This is a genomic window from Rhodococcus ruber (assembly GCF_027270735.1).
In the GTDB taxonomy this organism is placed as follows: Bacteria; Actinomycetota; Actinomycetes; order Mycobacteriales; family Mycobacteriaceae; genus Rhodococcoides; species Rhodococcoides rubrum_A.
On sequence record NZ_JAPWIJ010000005.1, the window covers coordinates 358,013 to 378,216 of the forward strand.

Annotated in this window: 17 protein-coding genes and 1 tRNA gene; 13 read left to right on the top strand and 5 right to left on the bottom strand. The window is 65.1% G+C overall.

Translation table 11 applies throughout. The features are described 5' to 3' along the window. The first annotated feature begins 40 nt into the window (after positions 1-40). The gene (locus tag O4220_RS14135; RefSeq protein WP_269605172.1) at positions 41-1,585 is read left to right on the top strand and encodes a carboxylesterase/lipase family protein; all 1,545 of its coding nucleotides are present in this window, start codon (positions 41-43) and stop codon (positions 1,583-1,585) included. Here O4220_RS14135 and O4220_RS14140 read toward each other — a convergent pair. Beyond that, positions 1,578-2,444 (bottom strand): DNA-formamidopyrimidine glycosylase family protein, encoded by an 867-nt coding sequence (locus tag O4220_RS14140; RefSeq protein WP_094608328.1) that lies wholly within the window; start codon positions 2,442-2,444, stop codon positions 1,578-1,580. The two genes, O4220_RS14135 and O4220_RS14140, sit on opposite strands and share 8 nt — an antisense overlap. A gap of 29 nt (positions 2,445-2,473) precedes the next feature. On the opposite strand from O4220_RS14140, the gene O4220_RS14145 reads away from it, so the two are divergent. Genes O4220_RS14145 through O4220_RS14155 form a run of 3 tightly spaced genes read left to right on the top strand, consistent with a single transcriptional unit; the run spans position 2,474 to position 4,161 of the window. Then, a complete protein-coding gene (locus O4220_RS14145; RefSeq protein ID WP_269605419.1) occupies positions 2,474-3,274 on the top strand; it encodes a thymidylate synthase in 801 nt (266 codons plus the stop codon). Continuing rightward, positions 3,271-3,780 carry a dihydrofolate reductase gene (locus O4220_RS14150; protein ID WP_269605176.1) on the top strand — a complete coding sequence of 170 codons (510 nt, stop codon included), beginning with the start codon at positions 3,271-3,273 and terminating at the stop codon, positions 3,778-3,780. Before O4220_RS14145 ends, O4220_RS14150 begins: the two co-directional genes overlap by 4 nt. 54 nt (positions 3,781-3,834) lie before the next feature. Continuing rightward, positions 3,835-4,161 carry a cupin domain-containing protein gene (locus O4220_RS14155; RefSeq protein ID WP_068050089.1) on the top strand — a complete coding sequence of 109 codons (327 nt, stop codon included), beginning with the start codon at positions 3,835-3,837 and terminating at the stop codon, positions 4,159-4,161. Here the strand turns inward: O4220_RS14155 and O4220_RS14160 are convergent. Together O4220_RS14160 and O4220_RS14165 are read right to left on the bottom strand one after the other, a co-directional pair. Beyond that, positions 4,154-5,014, bottom strand: a complete 861-nt coding sequence (locus O4220_RS14160) for a universal stress protein (RefSeq protein WP_269605178.1) — start codon at positions 5,012-5,014, stop codon at positions 4,154-4,156. The genes O4220_RS14155 and O4220_RS14160 overlap by 8 nt on opposite strands. A gap of 98 nt (positions 5,015-5,112) precedes the next feature. After that, positions 5,113-6,018, bottom strand: a complete 906-nt coding sequence (locus O4220_RS14165) for an acyl-ACP desaturase (protein WP_269605180.1) — start codon at positions 6,016-6,018, stop codon at positions 5,113-5,115. A 361-nt stretch (positions 6,019-6,379) separates the two neighbouring features. Here O4220_RS14165 and O4220_RS14170 point away from each other — a divergent pair, with 361 nt between their 5' ends. The 7 genes from O4220_RS14170 (at position 6,380) to O4220_RS14200 (ending at position 14,356) form a co-directional block, all read left to right on the top strand. Next, complete coding sequence (locus tag O4220_RS14170; RefSeq protein ID WP_230592574.1) at positions 6,380-7,579, top strand: PucR family transcriptional regulator; 1,200 nt, start codon at positions 6,380-6,382, stop codon at positions 7,577-7,579. An 87-nt stretch (positions 7,580-7,666) separates the two neighbouring features. After that, a complete protein-coding gene (locus O4220_RS14175; RefSeq protein ID WP_269605421.1) occupies positions 7,667-8,368 on the top strand; it encodes an ABC transporter ATP-binding protein in 702 nt (233 codons plus the stop codon). Positions 8,369-8,418: 50 nt separating this feature from the next. Beyond that, entirely contained in the window at positions 8,419-10,836 is a 2,418-nt protein-coding gene (locus tag O4220_RS14180) for an ABC transporter permease (RefSeq protein ID WP_269605183.1), read from the top strand. Between the two features lie 83 nt (positions 10,837-10,919). After that, positions 10,920-11,111, top strand: coding sequence for a hypothetical protein (locus O4220_RS14185; RefSeq protein WP_269605185.1), 192 nt, complete (start codon positions 10,920-10,922; stop codon positions 11,109-11,111). Positions 11,112-11,226: 115 nt separating this feature from the next. Further along, a tRNA-Arg gene (locus O4220_RS14190) sits at positions 11,227-11,302 on the top strand. A 102-nt stretch (positions 11,303-11,404) separates the two neighbouring features. Continuing rightward, a complete protein-coding gene (locus O4220_RS14195; protein ID WP_269605187.1) occupies positions 11,405-12,748 on the top strand; it encodes an HNH endonuclease in 1,344 nt (447 codons plus the stop codon). 222 nt (positions 12,749-12,970) lie between these two features. Then, positions 12,971-14,356, top strand: coding sequence for a DEAD/DEAH box helicase (locus O4220_RS14200; RefSeq protein WP_269605190.1), 1,386 nt, complete (start codon positions 12,971-12,973; stop codon positions 14,354-14,356). Between the two features lie 29 nt (positions 14,357-14,385). Here the strand turns inward: O4220_RS14200 and O4220_RS14205 are convergent, their stop codons facing one another. After that, positions 14,386-15,651, bottom strand: coding sequence for an MFS transporter (locus O4220_RS14205; RefSeq protein WP_269605192.1), 1,266 nt, complete (start codon positions 15,649-15,651; stop codon positions 14,386-14,388). A 40-nt stretch (positions 15,652-15,691) separates the two neighbouring features. On the opposite strand from O4220_RS14205, the gene O4220_RS14210 reads away from it, so the two are divergent. Continuing rightward, complete coding sequence (locus tag O4220_RS14210) at positions 15,692-17,725, top strand: ATP-binding cassette domain-containing protein (protein ID WP_269605194.1); 2,034 nt, start codon at positions 15,692-15,694, stop codon at positions 17,723-17,725. After that, a complete protein-coding gene (locus O4220_RS14215) occupies positions 17,722-18,453 on the top strand; it encodes an energy-coupling factor transporter transmembrane component T family protein (protein WP_269605196.1) in 732 nt (243 codons plus the stop codon). Before O4220_RS14210 ends, O4220_RS14215 begins: the two co-directional genes overlap by 4 nt. 7 nt (positions 18,454-18,460) lie before the next feature. Here O4220_RS14215 and O4220_RS14220 read toward each other — a convergent pair whose 3' ends face one another. Beyond that, positions 18,461-20,068: a substrate-binding domain-containing protein gene (locus O4220_RS14220; RefSeq protein WP_269605198.1), complete on the bottom strand. Its 1,608-nt coding sequence runs from the start codon at positions 20,066-20,068 to the stop codon at positions 18,461-18,463. Positions 20,069-20,204: the final 136 nt, after the last annotated feature.

Sequence of the window (20,204 nt, forward strand, 5' to 3'; positions counted from 1 at the left end):
TTCTTACCCGAGAGTAAGGACCGGTCAGTACACTCGCGACATGGCTGTGACGACACGCGTGACCACCTCCGACGGCATCATCGAGGGCAAGCCCGTCGGTGACCTCACCACCTGGCGAGGCATTCCCTACGCCGCCCCGCCCGTCGGCCCGCTCCGATTTCGAGCGCCGCAACCCACCCAGCCGTGGGAGGGCGTGCGCGACGCCACCGAGTGGGGCAACGCCTCGATCCAGCACAAACGCGGCACGATGCTCGCGATCGGCAAGTATCAGCCTTCGAGCGAGGACTGCCTGACGCTCAACGTGCTGGCACCGAGTGCACCGAGTGCGAACCCGCGCCCGGTCATGGTGTTCATCCACGGCGGCGCGTACACCCTCGGCACGTCGGCCACCCCGCTGTACGGCGGCGGCTCCCTGGTGCGCCGCTCGCTGAAGGACGGCGACGGCATCATCTATGTCTCGGTCAACTACCGACTCGGCGCCTTGGGCTACCTCGACATGTCCCAGTTCTCCACTCCCGAGCGGCCGTTCGACTCCAACCTCGGCTTGCGGGATCAAGTTGCGGCCCTGGAATGGGTACAGCGCAACATCGCCGAGTTCGGCGGCGATCCGAAGAACGTCACCGTCTTCGGCGAGTCCGCGGGCGGAAACGCCGTCACCACGCTGCTGACGGTCCCCTCCGCGAAAGGCCTTTTCGCCCAAGCCATTTCCGAAAGCTCCGCTCCGGGCATGACGGCCACCAAAGAACGAGCCGATCAGTGGGCACGCGAATTCGTCGGCTACCTCGGCGGCACGGTCGACAACGCTGCCGAAACACTGGACAACGCCGAGGTACTGCGGCTCGGACGAGCAGGCACCAAACTCGGCCTTACTACCCTGCACCGCACTCCTGGTCTTCTTCCGTTCGGCCCGGTGATCGACGGTGACTTCCTGCCGGTCAGCCCCGTCGAGGCCTATGCGAACGGCACCGCCCACCGCGTTCCACTGATCATCGGCACCAATGCCCGTGAGGGAACACTGTTTCCGAAGTTCCTCGACGCGCTCCCCACCAACCCCGAGCGCATCACCAAGCTGTTCTCGCTCACCGACCCCGACGCCGAAGCCGTTGTCACTTCAGGCTACCGGGGCTACCCCAACGAGCGCGCCGCCATCGACTTCGGTGGCGATTTCACCTTCTGGAAGCCATCTCTCGAAGTGGCCGAGGGACATTCGCGTCACGCACCGACGTTCTTCTACCGGTTCGACTTCGCGCCGCGGTCCATGAAGCTGCTCGGTTTCGACGCCACCCACGGCTTCGAGTTGTTCGCGGTGTTCGGCATCAGCGAGACCTTGTTCGGCAAGGCGCTGACGTTGACCGGTGGGCGCAAGGCCTTCGCCCACGTCACAGAGGCTGTGCAGTCTCAGTGGATTGCGTTCGCCACCAACGGAAAGCCCCTGGACTCGTGGCCGGCGTACGACGAATCCGACCGCAAGACATTGATCTTCGACACCCGCACGCGGGTACAGAAGGATCCACGGAGCGACCGTCGCAAGGCGTGGGAAGGCTACCGGGGCTACGACAGCCAGAAGCTCGAACCCGTCACTTGAGCAGACGGGACATGCGGCGGTCGGCGAGAATCTTGCCGGCCGTCTGGCACGTCGCACAGTACTGAAACGAACGATCGACGTAGGCGACTTCGCGTACCGGGTCGCCGCACACCGGGCACGGTAGTCCGGTCCTCGCGTGCACCCGCATGCCCGATCGCTTCTCCCCTTTCAGACGCGCCGCATCCTGGCCGGCCGAGCGCGCCACCGCGTCGGACAGCACCGAGCGCATCGCGGCGTACAGCGTGGCGACGGATTCTGGATCGAGCTTGCTCGACGACGCGAACGGCGAGAGCTTCGCGACGTGCAAGATCTCATCCGAGTAGGCATTGCCGATGCCGGCCAACAGGGACTGGTCAACCAACGATGTCTTCAGCCGCGCAGTGGTGCTTCCGAGAATCTCGGCGAACTCGAGCTCGGTGACCGTCAGAGCATCGGGTCCGAGCCGCGCGATGCTCGCGACCTGCTGAGGATCACGGACCACCCAGACCGCCAATCGCTTTTTGGTACCGGCCTCGGTCAGATCGATGGCAGGCGTCGCTCCCTCGGGGGTGAAGAAGTGGATGCGCAGCGCCAAGGGCCCCTTGCCCGGCTTGGGCGGCGCGGCGCTGGGATTGTCCACCCACCGCAGCCACCCGCCGCGCGAGAGGTGCGTGATCAGCCACAGGTCACCGGCTCGCAGTGCCAGGTGCTTGCCGAAGCGGGCAGCATCGGTGACGTCCTTGCCCTGCAGCTCGGTGAGCGGCGGATCGAAGGTCTTGAGAACACTGAGCGCGGCGATGTCGATACGTCCGATCACGGCACCGACGGCATGCTCGCGCAGAAAGCCGGCAAGGGCTTCCACCTCGGGTAATTCCGGCATGTGTCCAGTATGCAGCTACGATGACCGTCGTGATGGTTCCGACTCCGTACGAAGATCTGCTGCGCCACATCCTCGATACCGGGACGGCGAAATCCGACCGAACCGGAACCGGCACCACCAGCGTGTTCGGGCATCAGATGCGCTTCGACCTGGCTGCGGGCTTCCCGCTGATCACCACCAAGAAGGTCCACCTGAAGTCGATCGTCTACGAGCTGCTGTGGTTCCTGCGCGGCGACTCCAACGCCACGTGGTTGCAGGAACACGGCGTGAGCATCTGGGACGAGTGGGCAGCTCCCGACGGTGAACTCGGCCCGGTCTACGGAGTGCAGTGGCGGTCGTGGCCCACCCCGTCGGGCGAGCACATCGACCAGATCAGCCAGGTCATCGAGACCTTGAAGACCGATCCGGATTCGCGTCGCATGATCGTCTCGGCTTGGAACGTCGGCGAGATCCCGCGAATGGCACTGCCGCCCTGCCACGCGTTCTTCCAGTTCTACGTGGCCGACGGCAAGCTCTCGTGCCAGCTGTATCAGCGCAGCGCAGACATGTTCCTCGGCGTGCCGTTCAACATCGCGAGCTACGCACTGCTCACGCACATGGTGGCGGCGCAGACCGGGCTCGAGGTGGGCGAGTTCGTGTGGACCGGCGGCGACTGCCACATCTACGACAACCACCGCGACCAGGTTGCCGAGCAGCTCTCCCGTGAGGCGTATCCGTACCCCACTCTCAAACTGGCACAACGAGATTCGATCTTCGACTACACCTACGAGGACATCGAGATAGTGGACTACCGGCACCACCCGGCAATCAAGGCCCCGGTCGCGGTGTGAATGCCGAACGATTCGTCGGTCTGATCTGGGCTCAGAGCCGGGCCGGAACCATCGGCGACGGGGGTGGCATCCCCTGGCGCGTTCCCGAGGACATGGCGCACTTCAGATCGAAAACGGCCGAGCATCCGGTCATCATGGGCCGCAAGACCTGGGACTCACTGCCGGCGAAGTTTCGTCCACTGCCGGACCGCCGGAACATCGTGGTCACCCGCAATTCCTCGTGGTCCGAAGACGGTGCCGAGAGCGCGCCGAGTGTCGCCGACGCAGTGGCCCGGGTAGGAGAGAGCCCGGTCTGGATCATCGGCGGCGGCGAAATCTATCGCAGTGCAATGAGTATCGCGACCCACCTCGAAGTGACCGAGGTCGATCTCGACATCTCCGGCGACACCAGTGCCCCCGAGATTCCCGACGGCTGGATCGCGAAGGCCGGCGAGTGGCAGAGCAGCCGAGTCGACGAGACTCGGTTTCGCTGGGTCGTGTACGGGAAGCCTACCCAACCTTCCTGAGCGCGTTCAGGATTCCCCCGTCGCGACTGCAGGCCGTGCGTCATACTGACGATCATGGACAAGAAGTCACTCACCGCCCTTGCCCGTCAACAACTCAAGCTTGCCGTCGGCGCGTCGAGTGGCCGCAGTTCGCAGACGGTGTACGGCGGTCACCAACGCCACCTGAGGCAAACCGTCGTGGCCCTGGCCGCCGGTAACAAGTTGGCCGAGCACGACCTGTCCGGCGAATCCACGGTCCTGGTCCTGAGCGGAAAGCTCGAACTGATCAGCGGCGAGCGATCCTGGAAGGGCTCGACCGGCGACTTGCTCGTCATCCCCGACGCGCGCCACAGCGTCGAGGCCCTCGAAGACGTGAGCTTTCTGCTGACCGTCGCTATGTGAGCGCTTTCCTCACCACCAACACCGGGCAGTCCGCCGTGTTGACGAGTGCAAAACTCGTGGACCCCAGCAGCATTCCACCGAATCCGCCGCGTCCCCGGTTGCCCACCACTATCAGTGCGGCGGTTTCGGACAGGCCACTGAGAACTCGTACCGGTCGGTCCTGAGCCACGATGCGCTGCACCTCGACCTCGGGAAACCGCTCCTGCCAGCCGGCGAGGCTCTCGGCCAACAGCGCCTCTTCACCGTCGGCAATGGCGTGCCAATCCTTGGGCGCTCGGCCGAACGATTGTGTCAGATCCACATCGGACCACACGTGTACCGCAATCAACACGGCGTCGCGCGCCGACGCTTCGGCGAACGCCCACTCGACGGCAGCCTGGTTGACGTCCGATCCATCGATGCCGACGACGACCGGCCCCTCGGCGACCGGGCGACCGTCGATGTCGCGGCCCCGCACCACAGCCACCGGCGAGACGCTGTGAGCAGCCAAAGACAATGTGACAGCGCCGGTTTGACTGGCACCGATGACCAGAATCTCGGCCTGCGCCGAGACGCCGATGAGAACGTCCATGACACCGCCCTCGATGGCACTCGACGTCACCTCGAACGCGGGATCGTCGACGACCAGCGCGGCCAGAGTCTCGGCCGCCACCAACCTGGACTTGGCCGTCGCAACGAATTCCGTTGCTTCTCCGGCGAATTCGCTCAGGTCGACAACTCCCGGCATGTCGACGGCAGTGACGATGTGCAACCTTCGATCGCGTCGGTGCGCGCAGAGGGCCGCCCAGATCACTGCCTTGTCCGCCGCGGCGGATCCGTCTATACCGACGATGATCGGTCGAGAGCCTGTCACGATGGGGGCCTCCGGTCGTTGCCCCGAATACGAGGTGTGGAGCGTGAAGAAGAGCAGAATTTCAGGTTAGTCGATGGACCCCGACGAGGTAAGTGGTCTCAGCTGGCGCGCAATGCGTTTGCGTACTCCCGGGTTCGCATGGCGCTGCGCTCGATGCTGCCGGCCTGGGCATCGAGGTGGTCCAGGTAGTCCGCCAGTTGATCGCGGCTGCGCGCGCCGGCACCGAGATCTGTCCGCTCGAAGATGCGCCACTGGGCCAACATGGGTCGCAGCACCTCGTCGAGGTGGCGAGCGAGGTCGTAGATACCGTCGCGCGCGATGAGCATCGCACTGCGGGCGAAACCCGGCAGGTTGGTACCCGGTAGCTGGAAGTTCATGACGACCTCGGTGATGGCGGTGACCGTCAGGCCGGGTGCCACGGCGAGCGCTGCCGACACCAGGTTCTCGAAGAATCGGACGTGCAGTTCCTGATCGGCCACGATGCGTCCGAGGAGACGATCTGCTACCGGATCATGGCACTGGTCTGCGGTGTTGCGATGACTGATGCTCGAGACCGACTCGTCCAGGGCCACCTGAACCAATGACCGGAGCAGGTGTGCGCCGTTCATCGGGGAGTCGAATCCCACCGCCATACATTGCGCTCGAGCTCGTCCGAGGGCGACCGGATCGACGCTGCGGGTGGCGACCAGGTAATCGGTGACGGCCACTGCGTGCCGACGTCGTTCGTTGCTCCAGTCGCTGAGCCAGGACGGCCACGCACCGACCTCGGTTGCCACCGCATCCCGGCGGTAGAGCGGAATGTTCTGCTCGACCAGAAGATTCGTCACCAACGCGGCTTTCGCAGTTTCGGTCAGCGTCGAGGGACGCGATCCCCAGTACATCTCGGCACGGACGAAGTCGGCCGGTTCCCACTGAACGGACTCGGCGCGGTGACGGGCGAGATTCTCCTCGATGGTCGGGCGCAATTCCCGGAGAACAGTGAACTGACCGATATCACTGTGCATGCTCGTCCCTTCGTCGCCCACTCCCAACGAGATCAAGGTAGATGTGCGCTGCACACCCCGTGAACGGCTTGACGATTGTTTAGGGCAAGTCGCAGCCGTCCACGCCACTCGCTCGAGATAGGTCACAACGAGTTTTGCCGAAAACCTGGATCACACGTTGATAACAACCTATGATCGATCCTGTTAGAGGCCAGGAAACAAACTTGAAGTACGAAAACACCGCGGTTTTACGCTCGATTGCATAGATTGAGCCGTGGAAGCGCGTTGATACGCGTCAGTAAGTTTGCAGTCCGAATGACCTGAAGAATCCAACACGAAGGGTTGATCTGTGACCGTTCACAACTCGACTAGCCTCGGAATCATGGTCGCGGGTCAGCCTGCGTCGGCTCCTCTTCGCGACTTCCGCGCGGTGGCGCGGCTCCTGGTAGGGCATTTCGCAGCCAACACTCCCTGCGGGTCGTTGCCGGGCGAACAGCTCCACGGCGACGTCACCGAGTTCACCGTCAAATGCATCAGCATCGCCGTGCAGATGCTCGACGAACGCCGCGCTCCGGCCGAGTCCGACCTGGCCGAGCTCCGCGCCAAGGCCAGCCAGTGGGCTCGCGAAGGAGTTCCGCTCGAATCCGTGCTCAGCGTCTATCACGAGGGCATTCAGATCGGTTGGAACCTGGTGTCCAAGCGAGCAGGCGAGGGCGATGCCGCACAGCTGATCGAGGCCGCGCGCATGTTCGTGCTGCTGTCGGAGAAGGTATCCATCGCCGCCAGCAAGAGCTATGTCGAAGAACTGCAAGCAGTGGCCAGCGAACACCACACGGCAGCGCACACTCTGGTCACCTCACTGCTCAGCGGCCACAACGCGGTGTCGATGGCACGTCAGTCCGGCATCGAACTCGCCGACAGTTACCTCGTGCTCGCCATCTCGGTACCGCCGCACCCGGACGAGAACGACCCCAACATCCAGAAGACGGTCGCCGCTCGCAGAAAGCTGCGTCGCGTACAGGCCGAGTTGGCCACGATCTGCGGTCGCACTCCCCTGTCCCTGCTGAGCACCGAGGGTGGCACCGTCCTGATTCCCGGTGTCCACGACGACGAGTGGGTCGAGGCCCTGGTGCACCGCATCGGTACTGCCGCCGAGGTGCCCGTCACCGTCACGGCCGAGCAGGCCGCCACCGCGGACATCCCCACCGCGGCCGATCAGGTACACGAACTGCTGTCCCTGGCCCATCAACTGCACCGACCGTCCGGCCTGTACCGCATGGACGACCTCGTGCTCGAGTACCAGCTGACGCGTCCGGGCCCCGGCCGACGCCACCTGACTCAGATCCTCGAGCCGCTCGATTCGTCACCCGAGCTGCTCGAGACCCTCGAGATCCACATCTCGCACGATCTGAACCGGCAGCGGTCTGCCCGCCAGCTCCATCTGCACACCAACACCGTGGACTACCGCCTCAAGCGGATCGCACAGCTCACTGGCTTCGACCCCACGCGTCCGTCCGGAATCCGACACCTGCAGGCCGCGCTGGTGGCCCGCCGACTCGAATCCTCGCGCGGCGCAGCCTGATCTGAGAGTTCCGACCGGTTTCTCGATCCGACGGCAGGTAGCGTCGAAGATACATTCGAGAAGCAAGGGGATTCGTCCGTGGCGAAGTTGATGCTGGAGTTGTCCGGGGTGGTCAAGGAGTACCCCACCGGGGAGCAACCGGTACGGGCGTTGGACGGCATCGATCTCACGATCGAGGGCGGCCAGTTCGTCTCGCTCGTCGCACCGTCCGGTGCCGGCAAGTCCACACTGCTGCACATGCTCGGCGCACTCGACACCCCGACGTCGGGTTCCATCCGCTTCGACGATGTGGAAGTCACCACCCTCGACGACAACGCACAATCCGATTTCCGACGTCACCAGGTGGGTTTCGTCTTTCAGTTCTTCAACCTGTTGCCGACGATGTCGGCTTGGGAGAACGTCGCCGTCCCCAAGTTGTTGGACGGCACACCCATCAAGAAGGCGAAGGCCGACGCGATGCGACTGCTCGAGCTGGTGGGGCTCTCGCAACGATCCGAGCACCGGCCGGCGCAGCTGTCGGGCGGCCAGATCCAACGCGTCGCGATCGCCCGGGCATTGATGATGAATCCGGCACTGTTGATCGCCGACGAGCCCACCGGCAATCTCGACTCGAAGACCTCCCACAACATCCTCGAAATACTTGCGGACGTGGCACACGCAAGCGAGGGGCGTCGAGCAGTGGTGATGGCGACCCACGATCTCGAGGCGGCGCGCTCCACCGACCGCATCGTCAGCATGATCGACGGTCGCGTCGAGTCCGACACACCGACGGCCGGTCTCGATCGGTGATCGCGACCGCGCTCAGCAGATTTCGAGTCATCAGTGTTCGCGACCTCCGCATGCACTGGGTGCGTTCACTCGTCTCGGCCGGCGTCGTCGCCGTTGCAGCCGGGTTGCTCATCGCAGTCCTCGGCACGTACGGGTCGTTGACCGGATCGGTCGAACGTCTCGCGGTGACGATCGCAGGCAACGCGAGTTACGAAGTCGTCGGCGTCACCGACTCGGGCTTCGACCAGAGCGAACTCGACGTGGTGCGCTCCGTTCCCGGCGTCGACAATGCGGTTCCTCTGCTGCGCAGCACCGTTCGGTCCGATGTCGGAGATCTGACGGTTCTCGGTGTCGACGCGTCCATCACGGCACTGCAGTCGGATCTGCAGGGCGCGGTCGGCAGTGCGGCAGGGCTGTTGTCCGATCCTTCCGGTGTATTGGTCGGTGCCGCAACGGGTCTGAAACAGGGTGACACCGTCACCATCGACGACGTTCCGACGGCGGTGGTCGGCGTGGTCGACGGCCCGGGTACGCAACGGATCGGTGGGGGCATGTTCGCGGTCGCGCTCCTGCCCGCTGCGCAAGCACTCACCGACCGCCCGGGTGAGCTCGACTCGATCTTCGTTCTGGGCAGTAGCGATGCCCTTCGTTCCGAGCTCGACACCGCGCTCGCCGGCCGAGTGTCGGTGATGAATCCGGACTTCCGGGCCGACCGCGCCAACCAAGCGATGAGCTTGACGCGCAACGCCACGCTGATGGTATCGCTCATCGCGTTCGTCGTCGCGGCCTTCCTCGTCTTCAACGTCATGAACATGGCCATCGCGAAGCGTCGACCCACCATCTCTCTTCTTCGAGCCGTCGGTGGACGCCGCGCGGACATCGTCCGCGACCTGTTGTTCGAGTCCGTACTGGTAGGACTGGTCGGCGGTGCCGTCGGTGTTCCCCTGGGAATCGCGATGGGCCGCATCGCTATCGAGAGCCTGCCGCCGTTCCTGTCGCAGGCCTTCGACGCCCGGATCGAGTACGTGTTGCCCGGCTTCGCGATTCCCGTGGCGATCGTGGCGTGCGTACTGGCCTGCGTCGGAGCGTCGGCCGTCGCCGCGGTACAGGTGTACCGCATCTCGCCGATCGAAGCACTCGCCGTCGGCGGCGGGGAAACCTCCAGCGGCCCAGGCCTGCGATTCACTCTGGCCGCCACAGTGTTCGGCCTTCTCGCCATCGCCGGATCGTTCGTGTTCGCCGTCAACGTCGACGGACAACTGACCCTCGGTGCCGGCGCTCTGTTCATGTTCGGCGTCGTCGCGCTGTGCGTCGGGGCGACGGGGCCGATCGTGTCCGCCACGGCCGCGGTCCCTCGCCGCTGGGGTGGTGCCGGCCGTCTGGCCACCGCCACCATCGAACGAGCGCCGCGGCGGATCTGGGCCACGGTGATGACGATCGTGATTGCGGTGGGAGTCAGTGTCGGAGTATCGGGTTCGTTGACCAACATGACCGACTCGGCCGCCGAATCGCTGTCTTCGTTGGCCGATACCGACCTGTACGTGTCGATGACCTCACCAGACGCCATACCGTCGGGCCCGATCGTTCCCGCCGAGGTCGAAGAAGCCGTCGCATTGACTCCCGGTGTGTCTCGCATCGTCGAGGGGCAGTGGGCATACGCCACGATCGACGACGAGCTGGTGTCCATCCAGGGCGTCGCCGACGGCAGCAACGCGGTGACACTCGGGTCGCTCTCCGACGACGTGCGTTCTCAGGTGCTCGCCGGTGACGGTGTGGTGCTGTCTCAGGGGTTCGGCAGAACGTTGGGTGTGTCGGTGGGCGACTACATCGACCTCCCGACGCCGACCGGCGTGCAGAACGTGCGGGTGCTGGATCTGGTGGACTACATCAATGCCGCGGGCGGCACGATGGCGATCTCGTTGGATTCGATGCAGCGCTGGTACGACCGGCCCGGCGCGACCTACCTGGAGATCGGCGTCGACGGAGACGTTGAGGCCGTTGAGGATTCGTTGCGTTCGACACTGCCGCCCGAGGCCTTCGTGTACACCGGAGCTGCCGCACTCGAGGGCACAAGCGCTGCCATCAGACAGTCCGGCGCACTGGCCATCGCGTTGCAGTGGATCGTCGCGCTCGTGGCTGCGGTCGCGTTGCTCAACACGTTGACGCTGTCGGTTCTGGAGCGTCGACGTGAACTCGGCGTGCTGCGGGCCATGGGCGGTGGACGGGGAACTCTTGCCCGAATGGTGTTGGCGGAGGCGTTGTCGGTCGGCATCGTGGGCGGTGTGCTCGGCCTGATCATCGGTGCGGGTCTGCAATACCTGAGCACACTCATCCTCGGAGCCAGCATCGGAATCCCGGTTGCCTACACCGCGGGATGGTCAGTGCTGCTGTACGGCCTCGTCGCCCTCGGCCTGTCACTGCTCGGTTCGGCTCCACCTGCCGTGCACGCCTCTCGACTGAACATCGTGGACGCCATTGCCGCGGATTGAGTGGGGACACCGGTCCGGCGCAAACGCGCGCGCGTTCGTCAGGTGCGAGCGGAATAGGTGACCAGCCTGCGCGCGTCTGACAAATGCGCGCGCGTTTGCGGGAGGAAGGGGGATCGACCCGGGATATCGAGGGTTTCGTCGTCGGCGTCGAATCGATCGCCGACTACACCGATCACCAGCACCGCACCGCCCTGAACCTGATCGCGTCACTGACCGGAAAAGTGACGAGCAGCGGCAACCTGCTTCACGATCCGCGGGGCGGGCCGCTAGACTAGCGAGCGCGATGTGGGCCAGCTGAGCATCTCGACAGCGAACCCATCCGCACCCGATTGTTCGCTGGATCGAAAGCCGTTGCTGGACAATGGCTTCGGACCAAAAGAACGGTCACAAGCCTTCGTAGCTCAGGGGATAGAGCAACCCTCTCCTAAAGGGTAGGTCGCAGGTTCGAATCCTGCCGAGGGCACCACACAGCAGATTCCTCGACCCGTCCCCAGTTTCGTGCACCTATTGCGAACCCACGAAAACGCCCGTACTATCGAACATGTATTCGAGTACTGGGGAGGAACTCGTGGTCACAGTTGTACAAGATTCGCCGCTGACGTCCGATGAAGTGTTGCGTTTCGTCGCGCGACTTCAGGCGTCCGACTTCGATGTCGACGCAGCAGCAGGCATCGATGTGATCTCCGCTCTCGAGACGGTCAAGTGCGCCTGCGTGGCAACACAGGCCGTGGTGACCGACGCCGTCGCAACAGCCATCAGCACCGAGCGCAAAGAACTCGGCAAACCGAAAGCTCAGTGGCGCAGTGGGATTGCATCACAGATCGGCCTGGCCCGACGCGAATCGCCGAACCGCGGGGGCACACACCTCGGACTTGCTCGCGCGCTGGTGCACGAAATGCCGCACACTCTCGCGCGCCTGAGAGCCGGCGAACTCAACGAATGGCGGGTCATGATTCTCGCTCGCGAGACCGCATGCCTCACCGTCGACGATCGCCGCACCATCGACGAGCGATTGTGCGCAGATCCCGCCACCCTGGCCGGTGCCGGCGATCGCACCATCGAGGGTCGTGCCCGCGCACTCGCCAACGAGCTCGACGCCGCCTCCCAGGTGAAGCGACGTGCGAAGGCGTACGCAGCTCGGCGGACCAGCACCCGGCCCGCACCCGAATCGATGGGCTTCTTCACGGCTTTGACGTCGATGGAGAAGACAGTCTGCATGTGGGCCAGACTGCGACGCGATGCCGACACCATCATCAATGCAGGCGGCGACACACGCACCCGCGACCAGATCATGGCCGACCTCGTGTTCGAGCGAGTCACCGGCGCGTCGGCAGCCCAAGGCCCGCCGGTGACCGTCGACATCGTCATCTCCGATTCCACGCTGCTCGCCGGTGGTGACACGTCCGCATATCTGCACGGCTACGGCGACATTCCGTCCGACGTCGCCCGGCAACTCATCCGAGACGCACTCGACAGTGAGACACACGTCGCATTGCGCCGTCTCTACGCCCATCCGAAATCCGGAGCACTGACGGCCGTGGAGTCCACATCGCGAGGTTTTCCCACTGCGTTGGGACGCCTCATCGATCTCCGAGATCGCACCTGCCGCACCCCATGGTGTGACGCGCCGATCCGACACCACGATCACATCAGGCCACACACCGCAGGTGGCAAAACCAGCGCCGAGAACGGCGCAGGCCTTTGTGCCGCATGCAATTACGCCAAAGAAGGGGAAGGCTGGACGGCCGAAGCGCTACGAGACGAACGCAACGCGCGACATCGCTACCGGCTCATCTCACCCACGGGGCACACCTATGACTCGAGTGCCCCGCCCATGCCGGTGGTCGAGCTCTACAGCTCGCAGATCGAGAACGTGATGATCACCGGTCTCTTCGACGACGACGCCGCATGACGCGTCACCGCGGGAAGAGACTGAGCCACAACTCGGTTACACTCGGTGACGACGCGCGTAGCTGCACGTCAGACGTCGTGGAATGCTCCCGAATCACCATGTGCACCCTGCACAGGCTTCTCTTACGGCGATCGAAACTGCCCACCGGCAGTCTCGCCACCTTGCATCTCGGCCCAAGGCCCGCAGGTGCAACACCCTGCCCGAAAGGCACTTTTCATCACTATGACGACCCCACAAACGTTTGCTGCACTCGGCGTACCCCAGGCCATCGCGGATGTACTCGCGAGCCAGGGCAAGACCGAGGCGTTTCCCATCCAGGCCGACACGCTCCCCGACACACTGCAGGGACGCGATGTACTCGGACGCGGAAAGACCGGCAGCGGAAAGACACTCGCATTCTCCATCCCGATGGTCGCTCGCCTCGCCGGACAACTTCCCGGCAACCGCAAGCCCGGCCGCCCGCGTGGCCTCATTCTCGCGCCGACGCGTGAGCTCGCCACCCAGATCGCCGTCGCGATCGAGCCCCTCGCCTCCGCGTACTCGCTCAAGGTCACCACGATCTTCGGCGGTGTGTCTCAGGTTCGCCAGGTCTCCGCACTCAAGGGTGGAGTCGACATCGTCGTCGCCTGCCCCGGTCGCCTCGAAGACCTGATGAAGCAGCGCCACCTCACTCTCGACGGCGTTCAGATCACCGTCCTCGACGAGGCCGACCACATGGCCGATCTGGGCTTCCTGCCCGTCGTCACCCGCATCCTCGCCGCCACCCCGGACAAGGGCCAGCGCATGCTGTTCTCGGCGACCCTGGACAACGGCGTCGACAAGCTGGTCAAGCGCTTCCTGCACAACCAGATCACGCACTCCGTCGACGAGGCCACTTCGCACGTCGAGGCCATGACACACAGCGTCTTCGAGGTCGACGGCGTCGAAGCCAAGAAGAAGCTCGTCCATCAGCTCGCCTCGGGCACCGGACGACGCATCCTGTTCATGCGCACCAAGCACCAGGCCCGCAAGCTGGCCAAGCAGCTCACCGACGCCGGAATCCCGTCCGTCGACCTGCACGGCAATCTCTCGCAGGCCGCACGCGACCGCAACCTCGCAGCCTTCTCCTCCGGCCAGGCCCGCGTTCTCGTCGCCACCGACGTCGCAGCCCGCGGCGTCCACGTCGACGACGTTCAGCTGGTCGTCCACGTCGATCCCCCGGCCGAGCACAAGGCGTACCTGCACCGTTCCGGCCGCACGGCACGCGCCGGAAGCGCCGGCGACGTCGTGACCGTCGTTCTGCCCGAGCAGCGCAAGGACACCGCAGTACTGCTGCGCAAGGCCGACATCAAGGTCACCCCGATCCGCGTCACCGCCGACTCGCCTGCAGTGGCGAACCTCGTCGGCGAGCAGGCCCGCTACGTCGAGCCTGCACCGCGAGTCGAGCCGGCACCCGCCCGCACCGGTGCCCCGCGCAACAGCAATGCACGACGTGGCGGCCCGGCCCGGTCGGGTGGTCAGCCGCGCTCCGGTGGTCAGCCACGTAGCGGTGGCGGACAGCCGCGTAGCGGTGGCGGCGGCCACAGCCGTCGTGCAGCAGGACCGGCCACGAGCCAGCGCAGCCGCTGATTCCAGCCTGAGCGCGGAAAGCCCTTCTTTTACGAGGGCTTTCCGCGCTTTCCTGTTCTCACGCTCACCACCGCAGCAACCGCACAGAGGCCGGCTGCACCGAACCACGCCATCGTGTATGCGCCGGTGGCGTCTCGCACTACGCCTGCGACGACCGATGCGATACCGGCACCGATCTGATGTGAGGCGAACACCCAGCCGAACACCAGCGAACCTCGATCACCGAAAACCTCTCGACACAGCGCAATCGTGGGCGGAACCGTTGCCACCCAATCCAATCCGTAGATCACCACGAAGATGACGATCGACGGCTGGATGGTCGCGGACAGCAACCAGGGCAGGAACAGCAGCGACACTCCACGAAATCCGTAGTACGCCGCCAGTAGGTAGCGCGGGTCGACCCGATCGGTGAGCCACCCCGATCCGATGGTCCCGACGATGTCGAAGATTCCCACCACCGCCAGCAGTCCCGCTGCGGTGGTTTCGTGCATTCCGTGGTCGTGTGCGGACGGGATGAAGTGAGTTCCGATGAGCCCGTTCGTCGTTGCACCACAGATCGCGAAGCCCACCACGAGAGCCCAGAACGTACGAACGCGGCTCGCATCACGCAACGCCTGTATCGCGGCCCTGGCAGGGTTCACCGTCGGGTCCGCAGCCACCGCCGTGTAGCCCTCCGGCGCTCCGTAGGGGGTCACCCCGATGTCCGCAGGCATGTTGCGCAGCCATCGCAGCACGAACGGGACCACGATCAGCGAGCCACCCGCGATGAGGAACGACGCGGCGCGCCAACCGGACCTGTCGACGAGCTGGGCGATCAGCGGCAGGAAGATCAGCTGCCCCGTCGCGCTGCCGGCCGTCAAAATGCCCGATACGAGGCCACGACGCCGCACGAACCACCGGTTGGTCACCACCGCCGCGAAGACCAGAGCCATCGAACCCGTGCCGAGACCGATCAAGACGCCCCAGGTCAGCACCAGCTGCCACGCCTGGGTCACGAACACACTCAGAGCACTGCCTGCTGCCACGACGACCAACGCCGTCGACGTCACCGCCCGGATTCCGAAGCGGTCCATCAGGGCCGCGGCGAACGGAGCCGTCAGCCCGAAGAGCACGAGATTGACGCCGACCGCCAGGGACAGCATCGACCGCGGCCAACCGAACTCCTCCTGCAACGGCACCATCAACACGCTCGGTGCCGCCCGGAAGCCTGCTGCACCGACGAGAGCGAGGAATGCCACGGCCGCGACGATCCACGCCGGATGAATCCGCCTTCGGGTCCCGATCTCGGAAGTCACGCCAGACAGTCTGCCTCAGTCGAGCTGGCACACTGGAGCGGTGACCGTCAGTTCTCCTCGCACTCCGAAGTCAGGGCCCCTCGGCCCTCAGGAATTGGCGACCGCCGCGGTCATGAGCAGCTTCACCGTCGCGTTGACGGTGATCGGCGTGCTCGTGCCCATGGCAACAATTCTTCAGGTCGTCGCGGCCATTCCCATGTCGGTAGTCGCACTCCGGTATCGGACGCGCGCGCTTGTCACCGCAGCGGTGGCAGGCACCCTCGTCGGATTCGTCGCTGCCGGTACCCAGACGGCACTCACCGTGGCCAGCGCCGCGTTGTTGGGCGGCCTGGTCGGGCGGGCGAAGCGCAAGAAGCAAGGACTGTTCGGCGTGCTGCTCACCTCGATGGTCGTTGGGCCGGCGCTCGGAGCCCTGACGGTGTTGTTGCTCCTGATCCTCGTTCCGCTGCGCACGTTGTTCCTCGATACCCTCCGCAACACCCTGGAGGGAGTGTCCAGGTTGCTCGAGCGTGCGTCGGCCTTGCAGGGTGCCGCCGATGTACTCCGCAGCAGCTCCACCGCGGTGCTCGACAACTGGTGGTGGTGGGTCGGCGGTTCCATCGCGTTCGGGATCGTCACCGGAACGCTGTTCGCCTGGCTGATCCTCACCGCCATCCTCGACCGTCTCTCCACCATCCCCACCCCCGAGGCTCTCGTCTCGAGCACCGATGACGAGGAGATCGGGCCGTTGCCGGTCACCCTCACCTCGGTCGGATATCGGTACCCGGGAAGCACTACAGCTGCGTTGACCGGAGTCGACCTGCGCATCGAACGGGGCGAATTCGTTGCGATCGTCGGTCACAACGGCTCCGGAAAATCGACCCTGACGAGGATCCTCGCCGGCCTTGAACCATCGGACGGCACCGTGAACAGGCCCGGCGCAACCGGCCTCGGCCGATACGGTGGCACCGCCATGGTCCTGCAGCGACCCGAGAGCCAGATCCTGGGCACCCGCGTCGCCGACGACGTGGTGTGGGGACTGCCGCCCGGCGACTCCCGTCCCGACGTCGACGCCTTGCTCGACGAGGTGGGCCTCGGCGGCATGGGTTCCCGCGACACCGCATCGCTGTCCGGCGGCGAGATGCAGCGCCTGGCCGTGGCCGCGGCACTGGCTCGCCGTCCTGCCCTGCTCATTGCCGATGAAGCAACCGCCATGATCGACGCTGCCGGGCGCGAGCATCTGGTCTCGCTCCTCGCCGAACTACCTCGTAGACATGGCATGTCGGTCGTGCTCGTCACCCACCATGTCTCGGAAACGGTTGCCGCTGATCGCGTCGTGCATCTGCACGAGGGGTATCAGGTACGGCACGACTCATCGTGGATGCAACCGAATACCGCAAATTCTGCTGTACTGCACGACAATTCGAGCCAACGCCTGCTCGAAGTAGCCGATGTTCGGCACACCTACAACCGTCGCACTCCCTGGGCGCAGACCGCACTGAACGGGATCGACATCACCGTCAAGCGTGGTGAAGGGGTCCTCGTTCTCGGCGGAAACGGCTCGGGCAAGTCGACTTTGGCGTGGATCATGGCCGGACTCACCGGCCCGACGAAGGGCACCGCGCAGCTCGACGGCAAGGCCATGACCACGCGGGTGGGCGACGTCGGACTGGCGTTTCAACATTCCCGCCTGCAGTTGCAGCGTCGCACCGTCTCCGAGGACATCGCCGCGGCAGCCGGGCCCGAAACAGGTTCTGCCACAGTCTCGGCCGCCATGGATGCGGTCGGTCTCGACAGGTCCCTGGCTGCCCGCGAGATCGATTCGCTCAGCGGTGGTCAGATGCGACGCGTCGTGCTGGCCGGGCTCATCGCGCGTCGGCCTCGCGTGCTGGTTCTCGACGAGCCTCTGGCCGGCCTCGACCCACCCGGCCGTGACGACATCATCGGTGTTCTCGCCGGACTGCGTGAACGCGGCGTCGCGATCGTCGTGATCTCACACGATGTGGACGGCATGGACACCGTCTGCAGCCGCACGATCACGATGGCCGACGGCCACATCGTCTCCGATTCGATCCTGGGGAGTGTGCCCTCGTGACCACTGTCGTCCTGCGTCAAGTCCCCCGGCTCTCGCCGATCCATCGGCTGTGGGCCGGCACCAAACTCGTCGTCGTCCTGCTCCTGAGCGTCACTCTCGTGGTGGCACCGACGTGGCCCGCGCTCGGAATCGTGTTCGGACTGTTGGTGATCGCCGCGGTCATTGCGCATGTTCCGATCACGGCGCTGCCGCGTCCACCGTGGTGGATCTGGGCATTGTTCGGCGTCGGAGCCTTGATCAATCTGCCGATCGGCGGCGCAGCCGTGCTGGTGTACCTGCGTGCGACGCTCTTCGTCTTCGTGCTGCTCGGTGCATCGATGATGATCGGCTGGACCACCTCGATGAGTGACATAGCCCCGGCCGTGTCGAAACTCGGCGCTCCGCTGAAGAAGCTGAAATTGCCGGTCGACGAGTGGGCGATCGCCGTGGCGTTGAGCCTGCGATCGCTACCGCTGTTGATCGAAGAGATGCGCACCCTCAACGCGGCCCGACGCCTTCGCCCCAAGCCCGTCGTCAACAGCGCCTCGGACAATTCGCTGGTCGACATCGTCACGACGGTCATGTCGGTGGCCATCCGACGGGCCGACGAGATGGGTACGGCCATCACTGCTCGCGGCGGCACCGGAATGATCACCGCCACCGACTCTCGCTTCAAGGCCTCGGACGCGGTGACTCTGGCCGTGGTGACGGTGGCCTGCGCCGCGGCGATCGCGATCAGCTTCCTGTGAGGCTGGACTACTCGCCCGCGAGGCGCTCGGTGCGCGAGTTCAGTGCCTTGACGAACACATCGGGGATGTCGCGCGGATCCTCGGCCACGTAGCTCGTTCCACCTGTGACCGCTGAGATCTGCTGCAGCGCAACCGGATCTGCATCACTGGTGACGCCGACGGTAACGATGACGATGGGCCGCACCGGATCTTGTTCCTTCTGCAGCGCTGCCAGCAACTGATCCAGCGTGATACTGCCGTCGTCTTCGTTGGCTCCGTCGGTCAGGATGATGACGCTGTTGACGTAGTTCGGGTCGTAGCCCTCCTTGACCCGGCGGAATGCGGCCAGAGTGGTGTCGTACAGCCCGGTTCCGCCCCCGACCAGAGCAGGTAGACCACGAATGGCGTCGAGGATCGCCTGGCGTTGTGGCTTGCCGCCGAACGTGTTGCTCACCGGACCGAGCGGTACCAGTTCTCGATAGTCCTGTTTTCCACCGCCGAGCCCGATGGAGAAAGCCCACAGACCCATCTGAGTCTGGTCACTGAAGAGATCGTTGGCACCGACCGATGCATCGACGGTCAGCGCGATGCGAGTCGAGTCACCCGATTTCGCGGCCATCGAACCCGACACGTCCTCGACCACGAGGGTGCGGAGCGGCAGTGCGAGCACGGCCCAATCTCTCAACGTCGTCTCGATGGACAGGGGGTTCTTGATCTCCAGCGAAGCAACGGACCCGACGCCCTTGCCGCCGGGCAACGGAGTTCCACTCGAGGTTCGGAAGCCGGCCGCGACCAAGGTATCGGTAGCCGACTGGGTGGCCAGGACCGACGCCAGTGCCGCTCCGGCCTCCTTGACGCGGTCGTAGTCGGGCCCGGCCGGAGCGGTCACCGCCAACGGATAATTGAGGAAGTAACTGCCGGTCGGCGGAACCGACTCGGTGAGCTCCGAGCCCGGGTTGTCCGCCTCGTAGGCAAGCAGCGCCTGTTCGGTGGCCACACTGGTACCTCCCTCGGCGGCCACCTCGGCGACGAGATCGGGGGTGTCGTGTGGGACGTCGGCAATCCGTCCGAAGTCCTGCGCCATGGGCACCAGCGCTGCGGACACGGCCTTGGCATCCGAGATCGCGACCTCGGATTCGGCGAGCGCGCCGAGAATTGCTGCGTTCGACGCACTGCTGGTCAATGGATCGCCGATGCGTTGCCCGGGAAGTTGCAACACGCTGAGCCAGGTCTCGGTCACGGGCTCTGCATCGGACTTCGAGACCAGAACGGGGAGCGTGTTCGCCACGGACGTCTTGGCCAGCTCGGGCAGGGCACCGGTAGAGCGCAGGGTCTTGAGCAGCCACAGCGTCGAATCCGGGATCCACAGATCCGGACGGTTCTCGGTGCCCGCGATTTCCGTCGCAGTGTCGGTGGGACGCTCGGAGCGGATGTCGAAGTTCACGCACCCACGATCGAACTCGCCTGCCTGGGAGACGATCTGCTGCACCGGCTCAGCGATGGAGGCGTCCACCGCGAGCGAGACGGTGTCGAGGGAATCGCAGGAATTCGCACCGGACGCACGGACGGCCTGGACGCCGAACCAACCGCCCGCCGCCACCACGACTACCGCAAGCGCAGCTGCGCCCCAGGTCAAGACAGGACTGAACCTGCGACTGCTGCCGCTGTGACGTCCCGACATCGACTTCGCCCCCTACTACTCCCCCGACACCCGTGTTCCGGGACTGCTTCGCGCTGCCCGAAGTGACGGAGAGCACGCGGCGCACAGCATA

What these genes read in the sequence shown, in the direction of transcription:
- O4220_RS14180 (WP_269605183.1), top strand. Translation starts at nt 8,419, where the DNA reads ATGCACTGGGTGCGTTCACTCGTCTCGGCCGGCGTCGTCGCCGTTGCA.
- O4220_RS14155 (WP_068050089.1), top strand. Translation starts at nt 3,835, where the DNA reads ATGGACAAGAAGTCACTCACCGCCCTTGCCCGTCAACAACTCAAGCTT.
- O4220_RS14135 (WP_269605172.1), top strand. Translation starts at nt 41, where the DNA reads ATGGCTGTGACGACACGCGTGACCACCTCCGACGGCATCATCGAGGGC.
- O4220_RS14165 (WP_269605180.1), bottom strand. Translation starts at nt 6,018, where the DNA reads ATGCACAGTGATATCGGTCAGTTCACTGTTCTCCGGGAATTGCGCCCG.
- O4220_RS14200 (WP_269605190.1), top strand. Translation starts at nt 12,971, where the DNA reads ATGACGACCCCACAAACGTTTGCTGCACTCGGCGTACCCCAGGCCATC.
- O4220_RS14140 (WP_094608328.1), bottom strand. Translation starts at nt 2,444, where the DNA reads ATGCCGGAATTACCCGAGGTGGAAGCCCTTGCCGGCTTTCTGCGCGAG.
- O4220_RS14185 (WP_269605185.1), top strand. Translation starts at nt 10,920, where the DNA reads ATGCGCGCGCGTTTGCGGGAGGAAGGGGGATCGACCCGGGATATCGAG.
- O4220_RS14170 (WP_230592574.1), top strand. Translation starts at nt 6,380, where the DNA reads ATGGTCGCGGGTCAGCCTGCGTCGGCTCCTCTTCGCGACTTCCGCGCG.